Below are 23,647 nucleotides of genomic sequence, written 5' to 3'. Positions count from 1 at the left end.
AACACGCCCGTTGCAAGGCCGTTGCATGGCTAAAAAATGAAACAAATCGTTTAGAATAAAGCATGCGCCGCCCTCCCCAACCTCCGCTCGACCACCGCGACAAACCCGTCATCTGGACCGTCTCCGTCTCGCGCCTGTTCGACCTGTTCCGCGACATCACGCTCGAATACGACGACCTGGCAACGATCGAGCCGATCAACCTGGGCTTCGACGACGCCGTGCGCCACATCCGCGAGCGCATGGCCACCGAGCGCTGCGACGCCGTCATCGCGGCCGGCTCGAACGGCGCCTACCTGAAAGGCCGGCTGTCGGTGCCCGTCATCATCGCCAAGGCCAGCGGCTACGACGTGATGCAGGCACTGGCGCGCGCGCGGCGCATCTCGCCGCAGATCGGCGTCGTCACCTACCAGGACCCGATGCCGGAACTGGGCGAATTTGCCGCCACGTTCGGCTTTCCGATCTTTCAACGCACCTATGCCACCGAGGAAGACGCGCGCGCGCAGATCAACGAACTCAAGGCGGCCGGCGTCAAGGCCGTCGTCGGCGCGGGCCTCGTCACCGACCTGGCCGAAGAGGCGGGACTGGCCGCCGTCTTCGTATATTCGGCCACGGCCATCCGACGCGCCTTCGACGACGCGCTGGAACTGGCGCGCCTGACCCAGATCGAATCGAACCGCGGACGCCGCGCGGTGGTGGCCGACACCCTGCGCGCGCGCCACGGCCTGCACGATCTGCGCGGCGAATCCGAAGCGATGGAGGCGCTGCGCCAGTCGGTGGTGCTGTACGCCCGCTCGCCGGCGACGGTGCTGATCCAGGGCGAGACGGGCAGCGGCAAGGAACTGGTGGCGCAGGCGATCCACCGCGAAAGCCCCCGCAGCCTGGGCGCGAACCGGCCCTTCATCGCCATCAATTGCGGCGCCATCGCCGAGTCCCTGCTGGAATCGGAGCTGTTCGGCCACGAAGACGGGGCATTTACGGGCGCGCGCCGGGGCGGCCACGCGGGCCTGTTCGAGGCGGCCAACCACGGCACCCTGTTCCTCGACGAAATCGGCGAAATGCCGCTGGCCCTGCAAACGCGGCTGCTGCGCGTGCTGGAAGAACGCGAAGTGGTGCGCGTGGGCGGCACGCGGCCCATCGCCATCAATGTGCGCATCATCAGCGCCACCCACTGCGACCTGGAGCAGCGCATCCGCGAAGGACGCTTCCGCGCCGACCTGTTCTACCGCCTGGCCGTGCTGCGCCTGCATTTGCCGGCCTTGCGCGAACGCGCCAGCGATATTCCCGGCCTGGCCGAATGGTCGCTGAAAAACGCGCTGGCCGCGCTGGGCGCCCGTCCGCACCCCAACCTGCACGCGGAAATCATCGCCTGCGCGCCGCTGCTGCGCCGCTACGACTGGCCCGGTAACGTGCGCGAACTGCGCAACCTGGCCGAACGCCTGGCCTTGTTCCTGGCCGCCGAACCGCTGCAGGCGCTCACGCCCGCCTTCGTGCTGGGCGTGGCGCCGGAACTGGCCAATGGCGCCGGCACGGCGGCGCTGCCGCCGGCGGCTACCACCACCGCCACCGCCGCGCCGCGCCCGGAAGACGAAAGCGCCAGCGCCGTACTGGCACGCTTCGGCGGGCGCCGCGACGCCGCCGCCCAGTACCTGGGCATCAGCCGCACCACCCTGTGGCGCCGCCTGCGCGCCGGCTAATTTCTCAACCACATCAAGACACCATGGACGACTGGCCTCATTTGCACCAATTATGGCAGCGCTGCACGGGACAAGGCGGTGCGCCTGGCGCCGACGGACTGGCGCGCGACAACGGGGACATCAAGGCGCTGTACGCGCGCGGCATTTCGATGGAAGACGCGCTGCACTTCCTGTACCAGCAGCGGCCCACCCTGCAAGCCTATACCGACTGGATCGCCGCGCGCACGCGGCCCCGCCCGGCCCACGCCAGCAGCCCACACGAGGACGTGCTGTCCGCCGCCGAACTGCGCCATTTCGAGGAGCACGGCTACCTGGTGCTGCGCGGCGCCGTGCCGCGCGCGCAGTGTGCCGCCGCGCAGGCGGCCATCTGGGACTACCTGGGCGCCTCCCCCGACGAACCGGCATCGTGGTACCGGCTGCACCCGGGCAAGCGGGGCCTGATGCTGCAGTTTTCCGACCATCCGGCCCTCGAGGCAAACCGCCACGTCGCGCGTATCCGCCACGCCTACCAGCAGCTGTACGGCGCAGGCACCAGCATCTATGCCAGCATCGACAAGGTGAGCTTCAATGCCCCGGAAACGCCGCAGCACCGTTTCCTCGGCAGCGCCCTGCACTGGGACGTCAGCCTGCAACAGCCGATTCCGTTCAAGCTGCAGGGCATGCTGTACCTGAGCGACTGTCCGGCGCAGCACGGCGCCTTCCACTGCGTGCCCGGTTTCCAGCGGCACATCGCCGGCTGGATGCAGCAGGTGCCACCCGGCGCCACGCCGCGCGAATGGGCCATCCACAGCCTGCAGCCCGTGCCCGTCGAAGGCCAGGCCGGCGATTTCATCATCTGGCACCAGGCCCTGCCCCATTGCGCCACGCCCAACCGGGGTCCGGCGCCGCGCATGGTGCAGTACCTGACCTACCATCCGGAGCACTGCCAGGATCAGGATGTGTGGATCTGAACCGTTCATCCCGCCCTGGCGCCGTTCATCCCGCAGCGCTGGCTGCGGGGCGCCTGCACCGCTAGCATGGTCGTCAAGGAGGAGTACCCCATGAAACGAACATTGCAAACATTGATACTGCTCAGTAGCGCGCTGATGGCGGGCGCCGGCCAGGCCGCCGCGCCCGCGGCATTCACGGTCGAGGTCACGGGCCAAGGCCGCCCCCTCATCCTGATTCCCGGCCTCGCATCCTCGGGCGAAGTCTGGCAAGGCACGGTGGCGCACCTGTGCGGACCGCAGGCCGGGCACGCCTGCCACGTGCTGACACTGGCCGGCTTTGCCGGCGTGGCGCCGATCGAAGGCGACCTGCTGGCGCAGGCGGAACAGCAGCTGGCCGACTACATCACCGGAAAAAAACTGGGCCGGCCGGCCATCATCGGACATAGCCTGGGCGGCTTCCTGGCCCTGAAGATGGCCATCGACCATCCCGCCCAGACGGGCAAACTGGTGATCGTCGATTCGCTGCCGGCGCTGGGCGCAACGCAGCTGCCCTCCATCACGCCGGAGCAGCTGCAAGCGATGTCGCAGCAGATGCAGGCGGCCATGTGGGCCCAGGATGCGGCGGCGGCCAGCGCCAGCCAGCGCCGCACCGTCGCGGCCATGGCCAGCGCGCCGGCCGACGTGGAGCGCATCATCGGCTGGGGACAGCGCTCGGACCGCGAAACGGTGATCCGCGCCATGGGCAACCTGATGGCCAGCGACCTGCGCCAGGATGTGGCGAAAGTGCAGTCGCCCACCCTGGTGCTGGGCACCTGGATCGCCTACAAGGACTACGCGCCGCGCGCCGCCATCGAAGCCACCTTCCAGCAGCAGTACCGCCAGCTGCCCGGCGTGCAGATCGCACTGGCTGACACGGCGCGCCACTTCATCATGTACGACCAGCCGGACTGGATGTTCGGCCAGATCGAGCAATTCCTGCGCTGAGCCATGACGCCAACCCGCCGCCCACCGCTGCTGGCCCGGATCGACTGGTACTGGACCTTCCAGCTGGCCGGCTGGGGCGCGCTGGCCCTGTTCAACAGCGTGTATGGCGGCTCCTCGCCACTGCGCATCGTCGCGACCATCGCCTGCTGGGGATCGCTGGGCGGCTTGCTGCTGTCGCACCTGTGGCATGGCGTGCTGCGCCGGCGCGGCTGGGCGGCCAACGGCTTGCGCTGGAAACGCATCGTGCCGTCGCTGGTCCTGCTGGCCGCCATCCAGACGGCCAGCGTGACGGCCGCCTTCCACGTCATGTATCCGCCCGATATCCTGCGCGGCATCGCCTGGCTGCCCGGCGCGCTGCTGTTCTGGTTCGGGGTCTTCCTGACCTGGACGGTGTTTTACTTCACCGCGCTGTCGCTGCGCCGCGCCGCCCGCCTGGAAGCGGAAACCCTGCGCCTGCAGCTGCATGGACGGGAGGCCGAACTGCGCGCCCTGCAGGCGCAGGTCAACCCGCATTTTTTCTTCAACAGCCTCAATAGCGTGCGCGCCCTGATCTACGAAGACCGCGAGGCGGCCGCGCACATGATCGACCAGCTGGCAGGTCTGATGCGCCACGCGCTGCAATCGGGCCAGCATGACACGGTGCCGCTGTCGGCCGAACTGGAAGCCGTGCGCGCCTACCTGGCGATCGAACAGATACGTTTCGAGGAGCGCCTGCGCGTCAGCTTCGACATCGCCCCCGGGCTCGATCACGTGCGCGTGCCGCCCATGGCCTTGCAGACGCTGGTGGAAAACGCCGTCAAGTACGGCGTCGAAAGCAGCGCCGACGGCAGCGACATCCGCATCGCGGCGCGGCGCGCACCCCCTGCCGAAGGCGTGCCCATGGTGCAGGTCGAAGTGGCCAACACGGGCGCCTTGCGCGAACCCGGCACGTCCACCAGCGTCGGCCTGCGCAATGCGCGCCAGCGTTTGCAGCTGGCCTGCGGCGAGCATGCCAGCCTGGCGTTGCGCCAGCAGGCGGGCTGGGTCTGCGCCACCATGGACCTGCCGGAGCAGCCATGAGCGCGCCGCCGTTGAAGGTCTTGCTGGTCGATGACGAGCGACTGGCGCGCGCCGAGCTGCGGCGCCTGCTGGCGCCCCATGTGCAATGCGGCGCCGTCGACATCGTGGGCGAGGCGGCCAGCGCGGCCGACGCCGTCGCGCAGATCGGCAAGCTGCAGCCCGACCTGCTGCTGCTCGACGTGCAGATGCCGGGCGGCTCCGGCTTCGACCTGCTGGCGTCGCTCGACGCGGCGCCCGACGTCATCTTTTGCACGGCCTTCGACCAGTACGCGCTGCAGGCATTTGAAGTGAGCGCCCTCGACTACCTGCAAAAACCCGTGCAGGCGGCGCGCCTGGCCACGGCGCTGGCGCGCGCCGGCGCGCGGGCGCTGGCCGTGCCGACACCCGCGCCGCGCAAGGTCTTCATCAAGGATGGGGAGCGCTGCTGGTTTGTCGCGCTTGACGATATCCGCCTGCTGGAATCGGAAGGCAACTACACGCGCGTACATTTCGGCGCGCAGCATCCGCTGATGCTGCGCACCCTGAACCAGCTGGAAGAGAAACTGGATCCGGCCCTGTTCTTTCGCGCCAACCGGCGCCAGATCGTCAGCCTGGCGCAGGTGGCGCAGGTGGCGCCGAACGCCGCCGATGGCCTCGACCTGCGCCTGCAGGACGGCAGCGTGATCGAAGTATCGCGCCGCCGTGCGCAGCAGTTCAAGGCCGTCACCGGCCTGTAGCGGCCTTACTTCAGCGCGGGAATCGGCTGCGCCTGGAATGCGGGGCGCGGCTGCTCCCTGAGCTTTTTCGCCAGCATGTCCAGCGCCACTTCCAGCTGGCGGTCGGCGCCATTGAAGGTGGCGTGCGGCGGATTTTCCACCTCCACGTCCGGCACCACGCCCACGCCTTCGATCAGCCACTGGCCATCGATGCCGAACTGGCCGTTTTCCGCCACGCGCGCCATGCCGTTGTCGGCCAGGCGCGTATTGTCGCTGAGCCAGACGCCGGCGCCGGCCGTGCGCTTGCCCACCAGCGGCGCCAGGCCCAGGGCCTTGATGCCGGCGGCGAAGGTCTCGCCATCCGAGTACGTGAGTTCGTCGACCAGCACGACCAGGTGGCCGCGGAAGGTGTTCTGCATGTTCGACGACGGCTGCACGCCCGGCGGCGCCCAGTAGGCCCAGGCCTTGCGCAGCAGTTTTTCGATGATCCAGCTGTCGATATTGCCGCCGTTGTTGCGCCGCACGTCGATGATCAGGCCTTCGCGGTTGATGTTGGCGTAAAAGTCGCGCGCAAACGAGGCGATGTCATTGGGTCCCATGGCGCGCAAATGCAGGTAGCCGATGCGTCCTTGCGAGGCGGCAGCCACCTGCTCGGCGCGGCTCAGTTCCCAGTCGCCATAGCGCAGCGCCGTCTGTTTCGCCATGTTGACGGGCGTGACGATGACGGCGCGCGGCGCGGCCTTGCCCCGCTTCACCTGCAGCAGCACCTGCTTGTCCGCCTGGTTCAGCAGCAGGTCGCTGATATCGCGCGCGGCCAGCACGTCCTTGCCGTTGACGGCCGTGATCACGTCGCCCGCCTTCACATCCACGTCGGGACGCGACAGGGGCGCGCGCGCCGCGGGCAGTTCCGCCTCGCTGCGGTAGACATGCTCGACCGCGTAGCCGTCGCTGGTGCGCGCCAGCACGGCGCCCAGGCCCGCCGGCGTACCTTCCTGCTCCGTGCGGCGCAATTCGCCGGGACGGATCTGCGAATGCAGGGCGCCCACTTCGGCCACCATCATGCCCAGCACGTCATTGAGTTCGGCCCGGTCCGTGACACGCTCGACCAGCGGCGCATATTTGTCGCGCGCCGCCTTCCAGTTCACGCCGCGCATCTTCGCGTCGTACAGGAAGTCGCGGTGCAAACGCCAGGCGTCGTTGAACATCTGCTTCCACTCCAGGCGCGGGTTCGACACGAAAGTCCAGTCGTCGACCTTGACCTTGGCCTTCGACAGGTCGGCCGGCAGCTTGGCGCCCGCCTCGATCACCAGCATCTCGCCCGGCCCGGTGGCGGCCGCCGTGCGGTAGTACAGGTGTTTTTTATCCTGGGCCAGGTCGAATTCGCGCACATTGGCCACCAGCAGTTCCGGCTTGGAACCGGTATTGCCGATGGCGAGCGTCTTCAGGCTGGACTTGTTCTCGCCGCTTTCCCGTTCGAGGAAATACAGGCGCTTGTCGTCGGCGGCCAGCGCGCTGTAGTTGCCCGCCGCCAGCGGCACTTCATACAGGCGCTCGGCCAGGCCCTGGCTGACGATGGCCGGCAGCGCGGACGGCGCCTTCTTCACGGCCGCCTTGCCGCCCGCCTTTTCCAGGGCCTTTTCCGCCGCCAGTTCGGCGGCCTTTTCATCGTCCGTCTCGGCCGGCTTGACGCCGGGGCGGCTCAGTTCATCGTCGGGCTGGAACGGGAAACGGTTGCCCGGCTGCAGCGCCAGCGCGTACACGCCGATGCGCTTGTCGAACACGGGCCCCATGTTGCGGTCGCCCCAAGGCGAACCGTTGGCCAGCTGGAAATTGCGCGCCGACAGGAAATACAGCCACTTGCCGTCAGGTGAAAACACGGGCGAACCGGACGTGTAGCGGTCGCTGGTGACGAACTGCAGCTGCTTCGAAGCCAGGTTGTACAGGCCGATCTGTTCGCGCTGCTCGTTGCTGGCCACGCGCACGATGGCCAGGTTGCGGCTGTCGGGCGACCATTGCACTTCGTCGTGCTTGTCCACGCCCGCCTTGCCCGCGTCGTCGATCAGCGCGTTGCCCCTGGTCGCCAGGTCCAGCAGCCAGAAACGGCCTTTCTTGTCCGTGTGCGCGAGCCAGCGCCCGTCCGGCGACGGATACAGTTTCCAGCGGTGGTTGTCGCCCTGCGTCGTCAGCTGCTCGCCCTTGCCCGAGCCATCGGCGGCGTACTTCCAGATTTCGTTCTCGCCGCTCGTGTCGACGATGGCGAACACGGATTTCTCGTCGCTGGAAAAGACGGCGTCGCGCGCCCGCGCCCCTTCGGGAATGGCGATGTCGACGCGGCGCAAGCTGCCCGTGCCCGCGATGCTGACCCGGCCCCGCGCCGTCAGGATGATGCGCTCGTCCTTGCCCGACAACTGGACATTGCTCAAGGTATCGAGCGGCGAGCGGATCTGGCGCGCGCGCTGCTGGTCGAAATCGGACACGAGGCTGATGGCCAGCGGCTGCGAGGTGGAAGAGGCCGAGGACGCGGCGGGCGCGTTCAGGTCCAGCACGTGCAGGTCGGCGCCCAGCTGGTAGACGATCTTGCCATCGCCCAGCGCCGCATTGCGCACGTCCCACTGCGTGTGGCCGGTCAAGGCGCGGCGGTCAGAACCGTCGGGCAGCATGCTCCACAGATTGTCGCTGCCGCCCTCGTCGCTGATGTAATAGACGCGGCCCTGCCACCACATGGGGCGCTTGTTATTGCCCGCCAACACGGCAGGCTCCGCGTGCATGCGCACGGCCTCGCCCTTGCCGTCCAAGTCATAGCGCCACAGGGTGGCATGGGCGCCGCCCCGGTAGTTGCGCACATTGTCGTTGGTCATGGCCAGGCCGAAACGGGTGAAGAACAGCGTCTTGCCCGCGTCGTCGAGCACGGCATCGTTGGCGTCGGCCACGGGAAACACGCGCCGCGTCTGTTTCACGGGATCGATGGCGGCAACGATGCGGCGCGAAGCGGGACCATCCGTATTTTGCGTGCTGACCAGCACTTCGCCCTGGGCCGTCCAGCCCAGCACCAGCACGCCGCCATTGTCGTACGAAATACGGCGCGGCAAGCCGCCGGCCAGCGGCATCACATATGCTTCCTGTGCGCCCTCGTAGGCGGCGGAAAAGGCCAGCCACAGGCCGTCGCGCGAAATCGCCGCATTCGTTTCATAACCGGGATGCGTGGTCAAACGCTGCGCGGCGCCGCCGCGCACGCTGCTTTTCCACAGGTCGCCTTCGGCCGTGAACACGACGGTATCGCCGCGCACGGCAGGAAAACGGAAATAGCTGCCGGCCGTCGCGGCAGCGGCCATGACGGCCGTGCTGCCCAGGAGGCCGGCGGAACACAACAGGAAAGCAAGAGTACGGGAAATTTTCATGTAAGCAGTCTTTCAACGAGCTAGGGAGGCGAAACGATGTGGAGCGCAGCCGACATCGGGATCATGATTCTTGCATAGCTTGTGCGAAAGCAATACCTATTTTTAAACAAAGCCATTTTTACAACATTTCAGGCCTCGGCATGGCCGGCACGTAAAAAAACCCGCGCCACTTGCGTGGGGCGGGTTTTTCGGATGGTCCGTGGCGCAGGCTGCGCTTACTCCACTTCCACCGTTTCCGGTGCAGCCGTGGGCGCCGCGTCTGGCGGTTCCGGGAATTCCAGCAAGACCTGCTCCTTGTCGTCGAGGTCGACCGTGACCCGTCCGCCGGTAACCAGGCGGCCGAACAGCAGCTCGTCGGCCAGGGCCTTGCGGATCAGATCCTGGATCAGGCGCGCCATCGGCCGCGCGCCCATCAGCGGATCGAAGCCTTTCTTGCCCAGGAAGGTACGCAGCTTCTCGGTAAACACGGCTTCGACCTTTTTCTCGTGCAACTGCTCTTCCAGCTGCATGAGGAACTTGTCGACCACGCGCAGGATGATTTCCTGGTCCAGCGCGCGGAAGCTGATGGTCGCGTCGATGCGGTTGCGGAATTCCGGCGTAAACATGCGCTTGATGTCGGCCATCTCGTCGCCTGCCTGCTTGGAATTCGTGAAGCCGATCGAAGCTTTCTGCAAGCTTTCCGCCCCCGCATTGGTGGTCATGATGATGATCACGTTGCGGAAATCGGCTTTGCGGCCATTGTTATCCGTCAAGGTACCGTGATCCATCACTTGCAGCAGGATATTGAAAATGTCCGGATGGGCTTTTTCAATTTCATCGAGCAGCAGCACCGCATGCGGTTTCTTGGTGATCGCTTCCGTCAGCAGGCCGCCCTGGTCGAAACCGACGTAGCCCGGTGGCGCGCCGATCAAACGGCTGACGGCGTGGCGTTCCATGTATTCCGACATGTCGAAACGGATCAGCTCGATGCCGAGGATGAACGCCAGTTGCTTGGCGACCTCGGTCTTGCCCACGCCGGTCGGACCGGAGAACAGGAAGGAGCCGATCGGCTTGTCCGTCTTGCCCAGGCCGGCACGGGCCATCTTGATGGCCGAGGCCAGCGCATCGATGGCGGGATCTTGCCCGAACACCACATTGCGCAAGTCGCGGTCGATCGTCTGCAGCTTGCTGCGGTCGTCCTGGTTGACCGTTTGCGGCGGAATGCGCGCGATCTTGGCGATGATGTCCTCGATCTCGGCCTTGCCGATGGTTTTCTTCTGTTTCGACTTCGGCAGGATGCGCTGCGCTGCACCCGCTTCATCGATGACGTCGATCGCCTTGTCGGGCAGATGGCGGTCGTTGATGAAGCGCGCCGCCAGTTCGGCCGCCGTCGACAGGGCCGAGGCCGAGTATTTCACGCCATGGTGCTCTTCGAAGCGCGACTTGAGGCCGCGCAGGATCTGCACGGTTTGCTCGACGGTCGGCTCGTTGACGTCCACTTTCTGGAAGCGGCGGCTCAAGGCATGGTCTTTCTCGAACACGCCGCGGAATTCCGTGTACGTGGTCGCGCCGATGCACTTCAGCTGGCCATTGGCCAGTGCCGGTTTCAACAGGTTCGATGCGTCCAGCGTGCCGCCCGAGGCCGAACCCGCACCGATGATGGTGTGGATTTCGTCGATGAACAGGATGCCGTTCGGATTGTCCTTCAGCTGTTTCAGCACGGCTTTCAGGCGCTGTTCGAAGTCGCCGCGGTATTTGGTACCGGCCAGCAAGGCGCCCATGTCCAGCGAATACACGACGGCATTCTGCAGGATTTCGGGCACGTCGCTCTGCGTGATGCGGTAAGCGAGGCCTTCGGCGATGGCCGTCTTGCCCACGCCCGCCTCGCCGACCAGCAGCGGATTGTTCTTGCGGCGGCGGCACAGGATCTGGATCACGCGGTCGACTTCTTCCTCGCGGCCGATCAGCGGGTCGATCTTGCCTTCGGCAGCGGCCTTGTTCAGGTTTTGCGTGAACTGGTCGAGCGGGCTTTCCTTCGGCTGGCCGTCGACAGGCGCTTCTTCCACGCCTTCGGACGCTTTCGCGCTTTCCGTCGACTGGTCCTTGCGCACGCCGTGCGAGATGAAATTGACCACGTCCAGGCGCGTCACGCCCTGCTGGTGCAGGTAGTACACCGCATGCGAGTCCTTTTCGCCGAAGATGGCCACGAGCACATTGGCGCCCGTGACTTCCTTCTTGCCATTCGAGGCAGACTGGACATGCATGATGGCGCGCTGGATCACGCGCTGGAAACCAAGCGTCGGCTGGGTGTCGACTTCGCCCGTGCCAGGCACGGTCGGCGTGTTATCGCCGATGAAATTGGTGAGGGTCTTGCGCAGGTCTTCAATATTGACCGCGCAGGCACGCAATACCTCGGCAGCGGAGGGATTGTCCAGCAGTGCCAGCAGTAAATGCTCAACCGTGATGAATTCGTGCCGTGCCTGTCGAGCTTCGACAAACGCCATGTGCAAACTTACTTCTAATTCCTGCGCAATCATACTTCCTCCATCACGCACTGCAGGGGATGCCCCGCCTTGCGCGCATGCGTTAAAACGAACTCCACTTTGGTACACGCTATATCTTTAGAGAACACGCCGCACACTCCTTTGCCGTAGCGATGAACACTGAGCATGATTTGCGTCGCCGTTTCACGGTCCTTGTTGAAATACTCCTGAATGATAGCCACCACAAATTCCATCGGGGTGTAGTCGTCATTGAGCAAGGCTACCTGGTAGAGCGGTGGCGGCTTCAGCACTTGCCGCTCCAGCAGGGTTTCTGTGTCGTGCTTGGTTGCCATACGCTTATTCTAATGCTTTCACAGTGGTTGTCATGCGCAATATCTACGCCTTTCCAATTGTTTTCAATCTTACGCGTTTTCTTAATAGTGCGCAGATGGCGACCTTGCTGTCAAAATCAAGAGTTGCTTTTTTGGTTGTCGTGAAGAATTTGGCAATATCGATGGAAAAGCGCTTGACTTCATTATTTATTCCGCCAACAATGCTGTATCGACTGTTGCAGTAATGTACAGCTTGATAAGAAGTGAGACGTCGAGGAGGGGGCAAGAAGCTTCTTGCTTTTATGGCTCGTGTGATTTGTTTTAATTTTGAAAGTTCTTTTTATGGCAACAGGTACAGTTAAGTGGTTCAATGATTCCAAAGGTTTTGGCTTCATCACTCCAGATGACGGCGGCGAAGATTTGTTTGCTCACTTCTCCGCAATCAACATGAACGGTTTCAAGACCCTCAAAGAAGGTCAAAAAGTTCAATTCGAAGTCACGCAAGGCCCTAAAGGCAAGCAAGCTTCCAACATCCAAGCAGCCTAAGCATCGCCGGCCCTCAGATGTGAAAAACCCCGTTGCGAAACGGGGTTTTTTTTCGTCCGCAGGGTGCCCTGCCCGGCACCCTGCCCCTCGTATTACATGTGCTCGATCATCACCTGGCCGAAACCGGAGCACGATACCTGCGTCGCGCCTTCCATCAGGCGGGCGAAGTCATAGGTGACGCGCTTCGAGGCGATCGACTTCTGCATCGAGGAAATCACCAGGTCGGCCGCCTCCAGCCAGCCCATGTGGCGCAGCATCATTTCCGCCGACAGGATCAGGGAACCGGGATTCACGTAATCCTTGCCCGCGTACTTCGGTGCCGTGCCGTGCGTCGCTTCGAACATGGCCACGGAATCGGACAGGTTGGCGCCCGGCGCGATGCCGATGCCGCCCACTTGCGCCGCCAGCGCGTCGGAAATATAGTCGCCGTTCAGATTCAAGGTGGCGATGACGCTGTATTCGGCCGGACGCAGCAGGATTTGTTGCAGGAACGCGTCAGCGATGGAATCCTTGACGATGATGTCGCGGCCCGTCTTCGGATTCTTGAACTTGCACCACGGACCGCCATCGATCAGCTCGGCGCCGAATTCCTTTTGCGCCAGCGCATACGCCCAGTCACGGAAACCGCCTTCCGTGTACTTCATGATGTTGCCTTTATGCACGATCGTCACGGAAGGCTTGTCATTGTCGATCGCGTACTGGATGGCCTTGCGCACCAGGCGCTCCGTGCCTTCGATGGACACGGGCTTGATGCCGATGCCGGAGGTGTTCGGGAAGCGGATCTTCGACACGCCCATTTCCTTGACGAGGAAATCGATGAGCTTTTTCGCGCCCTCGGAACCCTGCTGGTATTCGATGCCGGCGTAGATGTCTTCCGAGTTCTCGCGGAAAATCACCATATCCGTCTTTTCCGGCTCTTTCACGGGCGACGGCACGCCCGTGAAGTAGCGCACGGGGCGCAGGCAGACGTACAGGTCCAGCTGCTGGCGCAGGGCCACGTTCAGCGAGCGGATGCCGCCGCCGACGGGCGTCGTCAGCGGGCCCTTGATGGAGACCACGTAGTCTTTCAGCACGGCCAGGGTTTCTTCCGGCAGCCACACATCGGGACCGTACACATTCGTCGATTTTTCGCCCGCATAGATTTCCATCCAGCTGATCTTGCGCGCGCCGCCGTAGGCCTTGGCCACGGCAGCATCGATCACCTTGATCATGACGGGACTGATATCGATGCCCGTGCCATCGCCTTCAATGAAGGGAACGATGGGATTATCTGGTACATTCAGCGAAAAATCGGCGTTGACGGTGATTTTTTGGCCGTCAGCAGGTACAGTGATATGTTGATACATCGTGATCTCCGAAGTGGGACACGCCGCCGGCGGGCAACACAGGCCGGCGACGCGCTCTGCGGTTGCAGAGTTTACAAAAACAAGTCCGAACATGGCGGCAACAACGCACTTTAGCAGGGAAAGAACCCCCGGGCCATCCGCATCGCCATGCAGCACGCCGCGCCAGGGAAGCGTACAGGCACGCGGGCCTCAAGTCTTCTATAAGACATAAGACTAACATTTCACATTATGCACCAGTATCTTACAAGGCGCCACGCTTTTGCGGCACCAATCAGCAGCCACCATCGTTTGCATCAATTAATCGACCAGCATGCCACTCATCCTCTTCAATAAACCATTCCAGGTCCTGTGCCAGTTTTCGCCGCAGGACGGCCGCGCCACCCTGGCCGACCATTTGACCATTCCCGGCATCTATCCGGCCGGCCGGCTCGACGCCGACAGCGAAGGCTTGCTGCTGCTGACGGACGACGGCCGCCTGCAGCACGAAATCAGCCACCCGGACCGCAAGGAAGCGAAAACCTACCTGGTGCAGGTCGATGGCGTGCCCGATGCGGCCAGCCTGGCGCGCCTGCAGGCGCCGCTGGACCTGGGCGACTTCATCACCAAGCCGTGCAAGGCCGTGCGCATCGCCGAGCCGGACTGGCTGTGGCCCCGCAATCCGCCCATCCGCGCGCGCGCCGACAAGCCCACGTCCTGGCTGGCGATCACGCTCAAGGAAGGAAAAAACCGGCAAGTGCGGCGCATGACGGCGGCCGTCGGCCTGCCCACCCTGCGCCTGGTACGCAGCGCCATCGGCCCGTTCTCGCTGGCCAGCCACCCATTGCTGCCCGGCGAATGGTGCGAAGTGCCGACCGAGAACATTGGAAAAGCGTGAGCAGGACAAGAAATAGCGACTTCGCTGCTGAAATTTTGCCAATAAGCACTATTTATTTTTAGATAATGCATTAAAATCATCCCACCTTAACATGACGGAAAAGGAAAGATGATGACAAAAGTAATACTGACCCTGGCCGCTTCCCTGCTTGCTGGCGCCGCACTGGCCCAGTCGGGCGCCCAGGTGCATGCTTCCGCAGCCACCGATGCCGTCAAACCGCCCCCCGCATCGGCCGCCAGCCATGCATCGGCCGCCACCGACGCCGCCAAGCCGGTGCCGCCGGCATCGGCGTCCACCAATGCGTCCGCCGCGACGGATGCGGCACGTTCGGGCGCGTCGACCAAGGCCTCGGCCGCAACCGATGCGCCGCAACGCCTGGTTCCCCAGGCGCGCAAAACGAACAAGCCGGCCGCCGAAGCAGGCAAGCCGGTGAAGTAAGTCGCAAGAGGTAGGAATCAAGGGTAATTCCCGGGGTTACGGCGGCAGTCATGTTGCTGTAACCCCACGCTTTCGGCGCGGCCAGGCAGCATGCTTGACCGGACAGCCGCCAGCATGGCTTAATCGCCGCTTCGCAGCCACCGTCCCGCCCCATGAAAAATTCCCTGCACCGCCTCAGCCTGTCCATCGCCATGATGGCGTGCACCGGCATTGCCCAAGCACAAGCGCCGCAAGGCAAGAGCCTGCAACTATCGGCCGGCATGCACCTGATCCAGGCGGAAGTGGCTGCCACGGAAGAGCAGCGCGAACTGGGCTTGATGTACCGTGAAAAGATGCCGGCAAATGCGGGCATGCTGTTTGTCTTTGGCAACCCATCCACGCAATGCATGTGGATGAAAAACACGCCGCTGCCCCTGTCGGTGGCCTTTATCGATGCCAGCGGCAAGATCGTCAACATCGAAGACATGCAGCCGCATACCCTCGACAGCCATTGCTCCACCAGGACCGTGCCCGTGCGCTATGCACTGGAAATGCACCTGGGCTGGTTCAAACAGAAAAACATCAAGCCAGGCATGAGCATCGGCAACTTGCCCGCGCTGCGCTAGCCGGTGGCGGCCGGCAGCCGGCGGCTGCCGGCAAGCGCTGCCGGAGACAAGATAAAAACCGCGCATGAACGCGAAAAAACCCGCCAGAATGAATCTGCGGGTTTTTGCTTTTCAACCAGTGCCAGCGTACTGGCACAGGCAAGGCCGCCTTGGCGGCTTGCCTGCTGGCGAATATTAAGCGGACAGTGCTTTCAAAGCAGCTGCCAGACGGCTCTTATGGCGAGCTGCCTTGTTTTTGTGGATGATCTTCTTGTCAGCGATACGGTCGATGGTCGACACGGATGCTTGGAAGATTGCAGCAGCAGCTGCCTTGTCGCCGCCCTGGATCGCTTTGCGAGCAGCTTTGATAGCCGTGCGCAAGGTCGAACGTTGGGACGAATTTTGTGCGTTTTGCTTAACTGCTTGACGAGCGCGTTTGCGCGCTTGTGCGGTATTTGCCATGGAATTTCCTAAAACAGGGTCAAAGTGCGTTTGCAAACATTAGTGTTTGCCAACCGGTGCGTTCTGTGCGTCTGCCGAACCATGTGTGCCAAACCAGTGCCTGTCAAACATTAGTGTCTGCGTAACAGAATTCTGTACAGCCTTCGATTATAGCGATATTTTCAAGCGGGGGCAAATCAAAAAACCGTGTATCACGCCAAAAACACGTGAAAATGGGGCCGGCAAGGGCATATCCGCAGCGAATCGGCAGCAATTGTTACCATATTTTAAGCGTTTAACGGTACCGCCCCCGGCTATAATCTGCCCCCATGAACTTGCTTAAAACCCTCGCCGCCATCTCCAGCATGACCATGCTGTCCCGTGTAACCGGATTATTGCGCGAAAGCCTGTTCGCGCGCGCCTTTGGCGCCGGCGCCTACACGGACGCCTTCATTGTTGCCTTCCGCATCCCCAACCTGTTGCGCCGCCTGTTTGCCGAGGGGGCGTTCTCGCAAGCCTTCGTGCCGATCTTGTCTGAATACAAGAACCAGCATGGCCAGGAAGCCAGCAAGCAGCTGGCCGACCATGTGGCCACCACCCTCGTCTGGGCCACCTTGCTCGTGTCCGCCGTCGGCATCGTGGGCGCGCCGTGGTTCGTGTATGCGATCGCCACGGGCCTGTCCAAGGACCCGGGCGCCTTCGACGCGGCCGTGTGGATGACGCGGCTGATGTTCCCTTATATTAGCTGCATGTCCTTCGTGGCCCTGGCCGGCGGCATTCTGAACACCTGGCGCGAATTCAAGATCCCCGCGTTCACGCCGGTGCTGCTGAACCTGTCGTTCATCGCTGCCTCGCTCTTCCTCGCGCCCCACCTGAAACAGCCGATCTACGCCATGGCCATTGCCGTGTTTGCCGGCGGCGTGCTGCAGGTGGCCATCCAGATTCCCGCGCTGATCAAGATCGGCATGCTGCCGCGCCTGTCGATCAATCCCGCCATCGGCCTGTCCGACGGCGGCGTGCGCCGCGTGCTGAAAAAGATGGGACCGGCCGTGTTTGCCGTGTCCGCAGCCCAGATCAGCCTGATGATCAACACCAGCATCGCCTCGCGCCTGGCCGAAGGCAGCATTTCCTGGCTGTCGTATGCGGACCGCCTCATGGAATTCCCCACCGCCATGCTGGGCGTGGCCCTGGGCACCATCTTGCTGCCCAGCCTGTCGAAGGCCAACGTGGATGGCGACAAGACGGAATACTCGGCCCTGCTGGACTGGGGCTTGCGCCTGACTTTCCTGCTGGCCCTGCCCGCCGCCGTCGGCATGGCGACCCTGGCCACGCCCCTGATCGCCACCCTCTTCCATTACGGCAAATTCACGGCCGAATCCGTGACCATGTCGACGGAGCCGCTGGTCGCCTACAGCCTGGGCCTGATCGGCATCATCCTCGTGAAAACCCTGGCGCCCGCCTTCTATGCGCGCCAGGACATCCGTACGCCCGTCAAGATCGCCATCGGCGTGCTGATCGCCACGCAGCTGATGAATTTGCTGTTCGTGCCCTACATCGCCGTGGCCGGCCTGGCCCTGTCCATCGGCCTGGGCGCCTGCCTGAACGCCAGCTTCCTGTACTGGGGCTTGCGCAAGCGGGGCATCTACCAGCCGAAACCGGGCTGGGCCAAGTTCTTCCTGCGCCTGTTGCCCGCGCTCATCGTGATGGGCGGCGTAGCGTATCTGGGCGCCATGCGCATCGACTGGATCGCCATGCAAGCCCATCCGCTGCTGCGGGCCGGCGCGCTGGCCCTCGTGGTGAGCCTGTGCGGCGTGGCTTACTTTGCCACCCTCTTCCTTGTTGGCTTCCGTTTCCGCGACTTCAAGCGCAGCGCCTGACAAGCTGCGCAGGACGTTGTTGCCGGCGTCTTGCCGTACTGGCGTACTGTCTTCGACTTGGCGCCTAGTCCTGCGCAGGTTGTCGTCATTGCGCAGGGTGTAGAAACAAAAAAACCCGCCTCGGCGGGTTTTGTCATTCTGGCTGGGAAACAATCAAACGGCTTTGCGAGCGCGGCGGGCGGCGAAACCGACCAGCGCCAGGCCACCCAGCAGCATGCCGTAGGTTTCCGGCTCAGGTACCGGCAAGGCCGATACCGAACCCAGATACTGGGCCTTTGCCAGACCCGTCAGGCCAGTGACGTGCACGGTGTACTCGCCAGCGGCCAGGGGACCCGTCCAGCTCAGGCTTTGCACTCCGGCCGCAGTGCTGTTGGTGAGACTGCCGTACCCGAGCAAGGTGGCCGAAAAATCCTGGATCGCGCCTTCCACCACGGAAAACGTTTGCAGGGCACCAAACGACGTCGACGATGGCGTTACCAGTTTAAAGGTCCAGAAGTCGTCAACCAGGGCCCCCGCCGTGAATTTGGTGGTGATTGCCGACAGCGTATCGGAACCGCTAGGGTCCAGGATGCCCAGGTCGTACGTTGCCGCCGACGCGCTGAACGATGCTGCAGCCAGGATGCCTGCCGCGATAAATTTCAATTTCATAACTTATCCTTAAAAGTAATTTATGGCCGCCACAATGGAGCCAGCCACCGTTTTAGTACCGAAAGTACCAAGCACGATAGTAGCATAAAGGCATTAAATTACTTATAAATATTTTATCGAAATTTCATTTATTGCAATTCTTTCCTCTATGAAATGGTTGCAGGCGATGGAGTATTTCCAAGTGAAAATAGTTCTACCTGCCTTGTTCATTGTTAACTTATGGTTAAGGCGGATCGCGCGCCTCTTGCTGCGCACCGGCCTCTTCCTCCGGTTCCGCCGCCTCGGGCGCCGCTGGTTCGGCTGTTGGCACTGCTGGCCGAGGCGGTGGAAACAAGGCGGGCGGCGCGGGTACGTCTGCCGGCACCTGCGCCAGCCCCGCCGGCGGCACGGGGCTGCCGACGACGAATTGCCACTCGGACAAATGCGTCTTGCCTTCAAAGCCAGTGAAGCGGGCCTCGAAATTGCCCACCTTTAAGGGCGCGGACGACGACAGGCTATGCACGCCGATGATGCCCCGGCTGTCGGGCTGGTACAGCAAGCCCCATTCGGCGCGCCCCGTGATGGGGTCGACGTACAGCTTGCGCAGGTGGCGGCGCACCTGGGGAAAACGGGGATCGCGCAGCAAGGCGGCCAGGGTAGGCGGTTGCTGCGGCTGGCCGGCCGGCGTGGCGCCCGCGTAGCTCTGCAGCGCATCGGCAAACTGCGCGCCGATGTCGAGCAGCTCCTGCTCGGCCGCCTGGCGCTGCAACAAGGAACCCACCTTCAAGCCGGCCGCCCCCACCAGACCCAGGATGGCCACCAGGATGATCAGGCCCAGGTAAGTAAAGCCGCGCTGGCGGCGTGCGGAACGGCGCATTGCCGCTACCAGTCGGCAAACGGCGTGCCGCTGCGGTCCTTGCCGGGCGCGCCGCTTTTCACGTCATACACCTGGCCCGGCGTGTCGTCCGGTGGCGGCACGATGAGCCAGCTGGTGTCGCTGTCCGTGATGGGGTCGATGGGCATGGCGCGCAGGTATTTCTTTTCCACCAGCTGCTCCAGGGAATCCGGATAGCGGCCCGTATCGCCATGGAACTGGTCGATGGTGGCGCGCAGGTTGCGCAAATTGTCCGCCAGCACGGTTTCCTTCGCCTTGTCGAGGCTGGGAAAGTAACGGGGCACGGCCAGGGTCAGCAGCAGCGCCACGATGCCGAGCACCACCAGCAATTCGATCAGGGTAAAGCCGCGCGCGCGGGCCGGGGCATTTTCAGCAGCCATGGTTCACCATAAACGATAGGGCACGTCGTTCAAGCCGGTCTTGCCGGACGTGCAATACACATCGTAGACATCGTCGCCTTCGCGCGGCTCGGCCGCTTCGCTGGCGTAGCTGCGCTTGCCCCACGTTTGCGCATCGCTCAGGCCCGCGTTCGCGTTGAACGGGTCGCGCGGTACGCGGCGCAGGAAAAACAGCTTGCTGCGCTTCGGATTGCGCTGGTCCGGCACGCCCTCGACCAGCAGTTCCAGGTTTTTTGGATAGCCGCTGGCATCGGGCGCGCGCAGGATGCGGCCTTCGTCGCCGGCCCGCTTGTAGGCGTCGAGCCCCTGGCGGATCTCGCGCAGCGCGCGCCGCAGCTCCTGCTCCTGGCGCCGCTGCACCGTCACCTGCGTGACGGGGATGACCAGGGTGGCCAGCACGCCCAGGATGGCCAAGGTCACCAGCAGCTCGATCAGGGTGAAGCCACCTTGATCGCCCTGCGCAGGCGCCAGCCTCATTTGGCGGGCTGCGGCGCCACCGGCACCGGCTGGCTGGACGACAGCGGCAAGGGCGACGCCTGCAGCGGCACGGGCTGGCCCGACGATATGGGCAGGGACGACGGGGCCGGCTCGGGCGACGGCGCCACTTCCGGCGCCGGCACGCTCTGCGGCAAGGTTGACGGCACCTGGCCCGGCGCCATCAGCGGCTGCGGCGGCGCCGCCTGCATGCCGACGGCCGACGGGCCGGAACGCACGATCACCGTGCCCGGCATCTGCGTGGGCGCCTTGGCCGCCATGTCGGGACGGCGGCGGAAGCTGCCTTCCGTACCGGCGGAAAATTCCGATTCCTTCGCTTCCGGACGCTGCACCGTGCGCACCAGGTGCGGCGTGATCGACAGCACGATTTCCGTCTTCTGGCTGTCGTCCTTGCTGCTGCCGAACAGGCGTCCCAGCAAGGGTATCTCGCCCAGGCCCGGCACCTTGTTGCCCGAGCTGCGCTCCTCATTGTTGATCAGGCCAGCCAGCACCTGGTTTTCGCCATCCTTCAATTGCAGCATGGTCGAGGCCTGGCGCGTGCCGATCTGGTACAGGGTCGAGCCGCTCTTGGTGATGGTGGCCGCGCCCAGGTTGCTCACTTCCAGCGAGATGCGGATGCCCACTTCATTGTTCAGATAGATGGTCGGTTCCGCGTTCACCGTCAGGCCCACGTCCAGGTAGCTGATGGATTCGGAGGCAAAGCCGCCCATGCCCGGCGAAATGGTGGTGGTAATCACGGGCACCCTGTCGCCGATGACGAATTTCGCCTTTTCCCGGTTGCGCACGCGTATGCGGGGGTTGGCCAGGATGTTCGCATCGCCGTCCGTCTTCTTGGCGTTCGCCGTCACGGACAGGTCGCTCACGCCGATGCTGTGCTGGTTCAGGTTATTCAGGTCGCTGACCGTCAGCCCCAGGCCGCCCGACCGGCTCAGTGGCGCCAGGGTCAGGCTCGACGGCCAGGCCACGCCCAGCTCCAGCAGGCGGCTGCGCTTGACTTCGAGGATTTCCAGCTCCAGCACCACCTCCGCCTCGGGCACGTCCTGCAGCGCGATCAGGCGCTCGGCCAGGCGGATCGCCTCGGGCGTATCGCGCACGATGACGAGGTTGAGCTTTTCATCGGCCACCACGTCGCGCGTCTTCAGGATGGTCTTGAGCGTGTTGGCCACCTGCTTGGCATCCGCGTTCGCCAGGAAGAAGGTCTTGACCAGCACTTCCTGGTATTCCTTCAGTTTTGCCGCCACGTTGGGATAGATCAGAATGGTGTTCGCATCCATCACCTGCTGTTCCAGCTGGTTCGTCACCAGCAGGAAGTAGACGGCCGATTCCACCGTGCTGTTCTTCAGGAAGATCGAGGTTTTCGCATCGGCCTTGACGTCCTTGTCGAAGACGAAATTGAGGCCGGAACGGCGCGCGATCAGCTCGAACACCTGTTTTAACGGCGCGTCGCGGAACTCGATCGTGATCGGCTGCTTGTACGATCTGGCCAGGCCCGATTCGACCACGGGCGGCGCCGTCTTTTCATCGACGTCGCGCAGCAGCGCGCGCGCGCCGGCGTGATTCGGCTGCTCCGTGAGGATGGCGTTCAGGCGCTGGCGCGCCGGGTCGTAGCGCTTCGCCTCGGCATCCTTCTGCGCTTCGGCCAGCAGCTTGCCCTGGCGCTGCTCGCGTTCGAGCGCGCGCAAGCCGCTGGCGGCCCGCTCGTTCTGCGCATCGATTTCCAGCACGCCCAGAAAGCCCGCGCGCGCCTGCTCGCCCTGCCCCGCCTGCGCCTGGCGCTCGGCCTGCTGCAAGCGGCTGCTGGTGGCCCGTTCGCGCGCCTGCAGGTACGCGCTGCGGTATTGCGCGTTGCCGGGGTCCTGCTGCAGCGCTTCCTGCAATTTTTGCAGGCCGGCCGGCACCTGGTCTTGCGCGATCAGCTCGCGCCCGTCGCGGTAGGCTTGCTGCCCGGCGCAGCCGGCCAGCAGCACCAGCAGTGCCAGCAACGGCGCAGATGAAAAGGAACGGGACATCACTCGAGTACTCCAATGTTGAGCTGCTGAACCTGGTTCAACGGCAGATAAGTGAGCGTCATGACGGGCGGCGCGATCGCCACGACCTTGTAGGCGCCATCGATGACGGTATTGGCGCGCACGATGTACGTCTTGTCGGCGCGCGACAGAAACACTTCCCAGGCGCCGTCGGCGGCCGCCTTGCCCAGGTAGACAAAGGGCAGCGGCGGCGCCATCGGCGCAGGTGGCGGCGGCGCTGCAACGGCCACCACCTTCGGCGGCGGCGGGGTCCAGTTCTGGCTCTGGAACACGCCGCCGGCGCCGCCAAAGGTATCGCCATCCTCGCCCGCCACTTCGCTGCGCGGCAGCAGGGCCAGGATGGCCGGCTGCGCGGCCTGCGGCCTGGCGGCCGCATGGCGCACCGGCACGACGGCCCGCTCCACCGCCTCGGCCACTTCGGCCACGGGCTGGCGCTCGCCGAACAGCAGCAAGGCGCCCGCCCCCAGCACGCCGGCCAGCATCAGATAGTGGCGCGGCGTCATGGCGCGCCTCCCGCATCGGCCGGCGCATCGGTCAAGTAAAAGGTCAGGCGCAGGCGCGCTTCGAGCTCCGTATCGGCGATCTGCTCGCGGCGAAAACTCAATTCGTCCAGCGAGGCGAAGGGAACGGCGCGCAGCGCCTGCAGCGCGAACTGCCACACGGCCGCGTAGCTGCCCTTCAGCGGCAACGTCACCTGGTACGTGGCGACCCTGCTGGCCTTGTCGTAGCCGCTCTTGTATTCGCCCTGCGCCAGCAGCAAGCCGTTTTTCGCGGCCAGGTCGAACAGCTGCTTGACTTGCTGCTCCGCATGGCGCTGCTGTCCCAGCGCGGCATAAAAGCGCGCCAGGTTCTCGCTGGCCGTCGCCGGAGGCACCGCAATGGCGACGGCCACCGACGGCTGCGGCAAGGGCCGCGCTTCCAGCCGCGCCGCCACGGCGCGCTGCTGCCAGGCCCACGCCCAGGCGGCCATGCCCAGCACGAGCAGGGCCACGGCCAGGCAGGCCGGTGCGCCCACGCGGCGCAGCAGCAGTTGCGCGCGCAGGCGCAGCAGCGCGAGGTCGGTGGCCATCATGGCGCGCCCCAGTGCGCTTCGAGCTGGAAGCGCAAGGGCTTGTTCGGATCGAGCGCGTTGATTTCATGGCGCAGCAGCTGCACCCGGGTGCCAAACAGCTCCTGCTGCTTCAGTTGCGCGATATAGGCCACCATGGAGTCGCTGCCCGTCGTCTCGGCCGTGATCTTCAGCACGCGCTTGCGCGCATCCGGCTCCAGCGCCAGCAGCGCGATGCCGGGCGGCGTGGCACTGGCCAGCGCATCCTGCACATCGCGCCACGGCAGGTTCAATTGCAGGATGGCCGCATTCACGGCCGCCGCCTGCGCCGGCGCGATAGGCGTTTGCGGTGCCGGCGCCGGCCCCTGCGTGGCGGCCAGCACGCGCTGCTGCGCGCGCTGCAGCTGCCCCTCGCGCAGCTGCTGGCGCTGCAATGCGGCGCTGCCGCTCCATGCGGCCGTGACGGTCAGCATTACGCCCAGCGCGCCCACGCCCCAA

At 64.3% G+C, this 23,647-nt stretch carries 23 protein-coding genes; 10 read left to right on the top strand and 13 right to left on the bottom strand.

The features are described 5' to 3' along the window. Window positions 1–62 precede the first annotated feature (62 nt). From prpR to GCN75_RS24615, 5 genes are all read left to right on the top strand, one after another. Window positions 63–1,694, top strand: coding sequence for a propionate catabolism operon regulatory protein PrpR (gene prpR / locus GCN75_RS24635; RefSeq protein WP_152284735.1), 1,632 nt, complete (start codon window positions 63–65; stop codon window positions 1,692–1,694). Window positions 1,695–1,717: 23 nt separating this feature from the next. After that, the gene (locus tag GCN75_RS24630) at window positions 1,718–2,644 is read left to right on the top strand and encodes a phytanoyl-CoA dioxygenase family protein (protein WP_152284734.1); all 927 of its coding nucleotides are present in this window, start codon (window positions 1,718–1,720) and stop codon (window positions 2,642–2,644) included. Between the two features lie 90 nt (window positions 2,645–2,734). Further along, entirely contained in the window at window positions 2,735–3,607 is an 873-nt protein-coding gene (locus tag GCN75_RS24625) for an alpha/beta fold hydrolase (RefSeq protein ID WP_152284733.1), read from the top strand. A 3-nt stretch (window positions 3,608–3,610) separates the two neighbouring features. Further along, window positions 3,611–4,666, top strand: coding sequence for a sensor histidine kinase (locus GCN75_RS24620; protein ID WP_152284732.1), 1,056 nt, complete (start codon window positions 3,611–3,613; stop codon window positions 4,664–4,666). Next, a complete protein-coding gene (locus tag GCN75_RS24615) occupies window positions 4,663–5,382 on the top strand; it encodes a LytR/AlgR family response regulator transcription factor (protein ID WP_193317644.1) in 720 nt (239 codons plus the stop codon). The genes GCN75_RS24620 and GCN75_RS24615 overlap by 4 nt, the downstream gene beginning before the upstream one ends. Before the next feature lie 5 nt (window positions 5,383–5,387). On the opposite strand, the gene GCN75_RS24610 is transcribed toward GCN75_RS24615, so the two are convergent. The 3 genes from GCN75_RS24610 to clpS form a co-directional block, all read right to left on the bottom strand. Next, window positions 5,388–8,759 (bottom strand): S41 family peptidase, encoded by a 3,372-nt coding sequence (locus tag GCN75_RS24610; RefSeq protein ID WP_152284731.1) that lies wholly within the window; start codon window positions 8,757–8,759, stop codon window positions 5,388–5,390. Between the two features lie 215 nt (window positions 8,760–8,974). Continuing rightward, on the bottom strand, window positions 8,975–11,275 hold the full coding sequence (clpA, locus tag GCN75_RS24605) for an ATP-dependent Clp protease ATP-binding subunit ClpA (protein ID WP_152284730.1): 2,301 nt from the start codon (window positions 11,273–11,275) through the stop codon (window positions 8,975–8,977). Next, on the bottom strand, window positions 11,272–11,574 hold the full coding sequence (clpS, locus tag GCN75_RS24600; RefSeq protein ID WP_034751577.1) for an ATP-dependent Clp protease adapter ClpS: 303 nt from the start codon (window positions 11,572–11,574) through the stop codon (window positions 11,272–11,274). The genes clpA and clpS overlap by 4 nt, the downstream gene beginning before the upstream one ends. A 321-nt stretch (window positions 11,575–11,895) precedes the next feature. On the opposite strand from clpS, the gene cspE reads away from it, so the two are divergent. After that, window positions 11,896–12,099: a transcription antiterminator/RNA stability regulator CspE gene (gene cspE, locus GCN75_RS24595; protein WP_010395943.1), complete on the top strand. Its 204-nt coding sequence runs from the start codon at window positions 11,896–11,898 to the stop codon at window positions 12,097–12,099. Between the two features lie 92 nt (window positions 12,100–12,191). Here cspE and icd read toward each other — a convergent pair whose 3' ends face one another. Beyond that, complete coding sequence (gene icd / locus GCN75_RS24590; RefSeq protein ID WP_152284729.1) at window positions 12,192–13,445, bottom strand: NADP-dependent isocitrate dehydrogenase; 1,254 nt, start codon at window positions 13,443–13,445, stop codon at window positions 12,192–12,194. A gap of 310 nt (window positions 13,446–13,755) precedes the next feature. On the opposite strand from icd, the gene GCN75_RS24585 reads away from it, so the two are divergent. From GCN75_RS24585 to GCN75_RS24575, 3 genes are all read left to right on the top strand, one after another. Beyond that, the gene (locus GCN75_RS24585) at window positions 13,756–14,319 is read left to right on the top strand and encodes a pseudouridine synthase (protein WP_152284728.1); all 564 of its coding nucleotides are present in this window, start codon (window positions 13,756–13,758) and stop codon (window positions 14,317–14,319) included. Window positions 14,320–14,430: 111 nt separating this feature from the next. Continuing rightward, window positions 14,431–14,757 (top strand): hypothetical protein, encoded by a 327-nt coding sequence (locus GCN75_RS24580; protein ID WP_226941554.1) that lies wholly within the window; start codon window positions 14,431–14,433, stop codon window positions 14,755–14,757. Between the two features lie 152 nt (window positions 14,758–14,909). Further along, window positions 14,910–15,362, top strand: coding sequence for a DUF192 domain-containing protein (locus GCN75_RS24575; protein ID WP_152284727.1), 453 nt, complete (start codon window positions 14,910–14,912; stop codon window positions 15,360–15,362). A 174-nt stretch (window positions 15,363–15,536) separates the two neighbouring features. Here GCN75_RS24575 and rpsT read toward each other — a convergent pair whose 3' ends face one another. Further along, window positions 15,537–15,803 (bottom strand): 30S ribosomal protein S20, encoded by a 267-nt coding sequence (rpsT, locus tag GCN75_RS24570; protein WP_038495058.1) that lies wholly within the window; start codon window positions 15,801–15,803, stop codon window positions 15,537–15,539. Window positions 15,804–16,111: 308 nt separating this feature from the next. Between rpsT and murJ the strand changes: the two genes are divergently transcribed. Next, complete coding sequence (gene murJ / locus GCN75_RS24565; RefSeq protein ID WP_152284726.1) at window positions 16,112–17,659, top strand: murein biosynthesis integral membrane protein MurJ; 1,548 nt, start codon at window positions 16,112–16,114, stop codon at window positions 17,657–17,659. Between the two features lie 153 nt (window positions 17,660–17,812). Here murJ and GCN75_RS24560 read toward each other — a convergent pair whose 3' ends face one another. The 8 genes from GCN75_RS24560 to GCN75_RS24525 form a co-directional block, all read right to left on the bottom strand. Further along, entirely contained in the window at window positions 17,813–18,307 is a 495-nt protein-coding gene (locus tag GCN75_RS24560; RefSeq protein WP_152258773.1) for an FxDxF family PEP-CTERM protein, read from the bottom strand. Between the two features lie 223 nt (window positions 18,308–18,530). After that, window positions 18,531–19,163, bottom strand: coding sequence for a type II secretion system protein (locus GCN75_RS24555; protein WP_152284725.1), 633 nt, complete (start codon window positions 19,161–19,163; stop codon window positions 18,531–18,533). Between the two features lie 5 nt (window positions 19,164–19,168). Next, window positions 19,169–19,561, bottom strand: coding sequence for a type II secretion system protein (locus tag GCN75_RS24550; protein WP_152284724.1), 393 nt, complete (start codon window positions 19,559–19,561; stop codon window positions 19,169–19,171). Between the two features lie 3 nt (window positions 19,562–19,564). Then, complete coding sequence (locus tag GCN75_RS24545) at window positions 19,565–20,056, bottom strand: type II secretion system protein (protein ID WP_152284723.1); 492 nt, start codon at window positions 20,054–20,056, stop codon at window positions 19,565–19,567. After that, a complete protein-coding gene (locus GCN75_RS24540; RefSeq protein WP_152284754.1) occupies window positions 20,053–22,083 on the bottom strand; it encodes a secretin N-terminal domain-containing protein in 2,031 nt (676 codons plus the stop codon). The genes GCN75_RS24545 and GCN75_RS24540 overlap by 4 nt, the downstream gene beginning before the upstream one ends. After that, a complete protein-coding gene (locus GCN75_RS24535; RefSeq protein WP_152284722.1) occupies window positions 22,083–22,604 on the bottom strand; it encodes a hypothetical protein in 522 nt (173 codons plus the stop codon). Before GCN75_RS24535 ends, GCN75_RS24540 begins: the two co-directional genes overlap by 1 nt. Continuing rightward, the gene (locus GCN75_RS24530) at window positions 22,601–23,173 is read right to left on the bottom strand and encodes a hypothetical protein (protein ID WP_152284721.1); all 573 of its coding nucleotides are present in this window, start codon (window positions 23,171–23,173) and stop codon (window positions 22,601–22,603) included. The genes GCN75_RS24535 and GCN75_RS24530 overlap by 4 nt, the downstream gene beginning before the upstream one ends. Next, the coding region (locus GCN75_RS24525; protein WP_152284720.1) for a ubiquitin family protein at window positions 23,170–23,647 on the bottom strand (478 nt) is incomplete at its 5' end. The genes GCN75_RS24530 and GCN75_RS24525, both read right to left, overlap by 4 nt.

Origin of the sequence: Janthinobacterium violaceinigrum (assembly GCF_009208555.1) — a bacterium.
GTDB classification, from domain to species: Bacteria; Pseudomonadota; Gammaproteobacteria; order Burkholderiales; family Burkholderiaceae_D; genus Janthinobacterium; species Janthinobacterium violaceinigrum.
The sequence above is the reverse complement of the archived record's forward strand: the minus strand, read 5'-3'. Positions and strand labels throughout refer to the sequence as shown.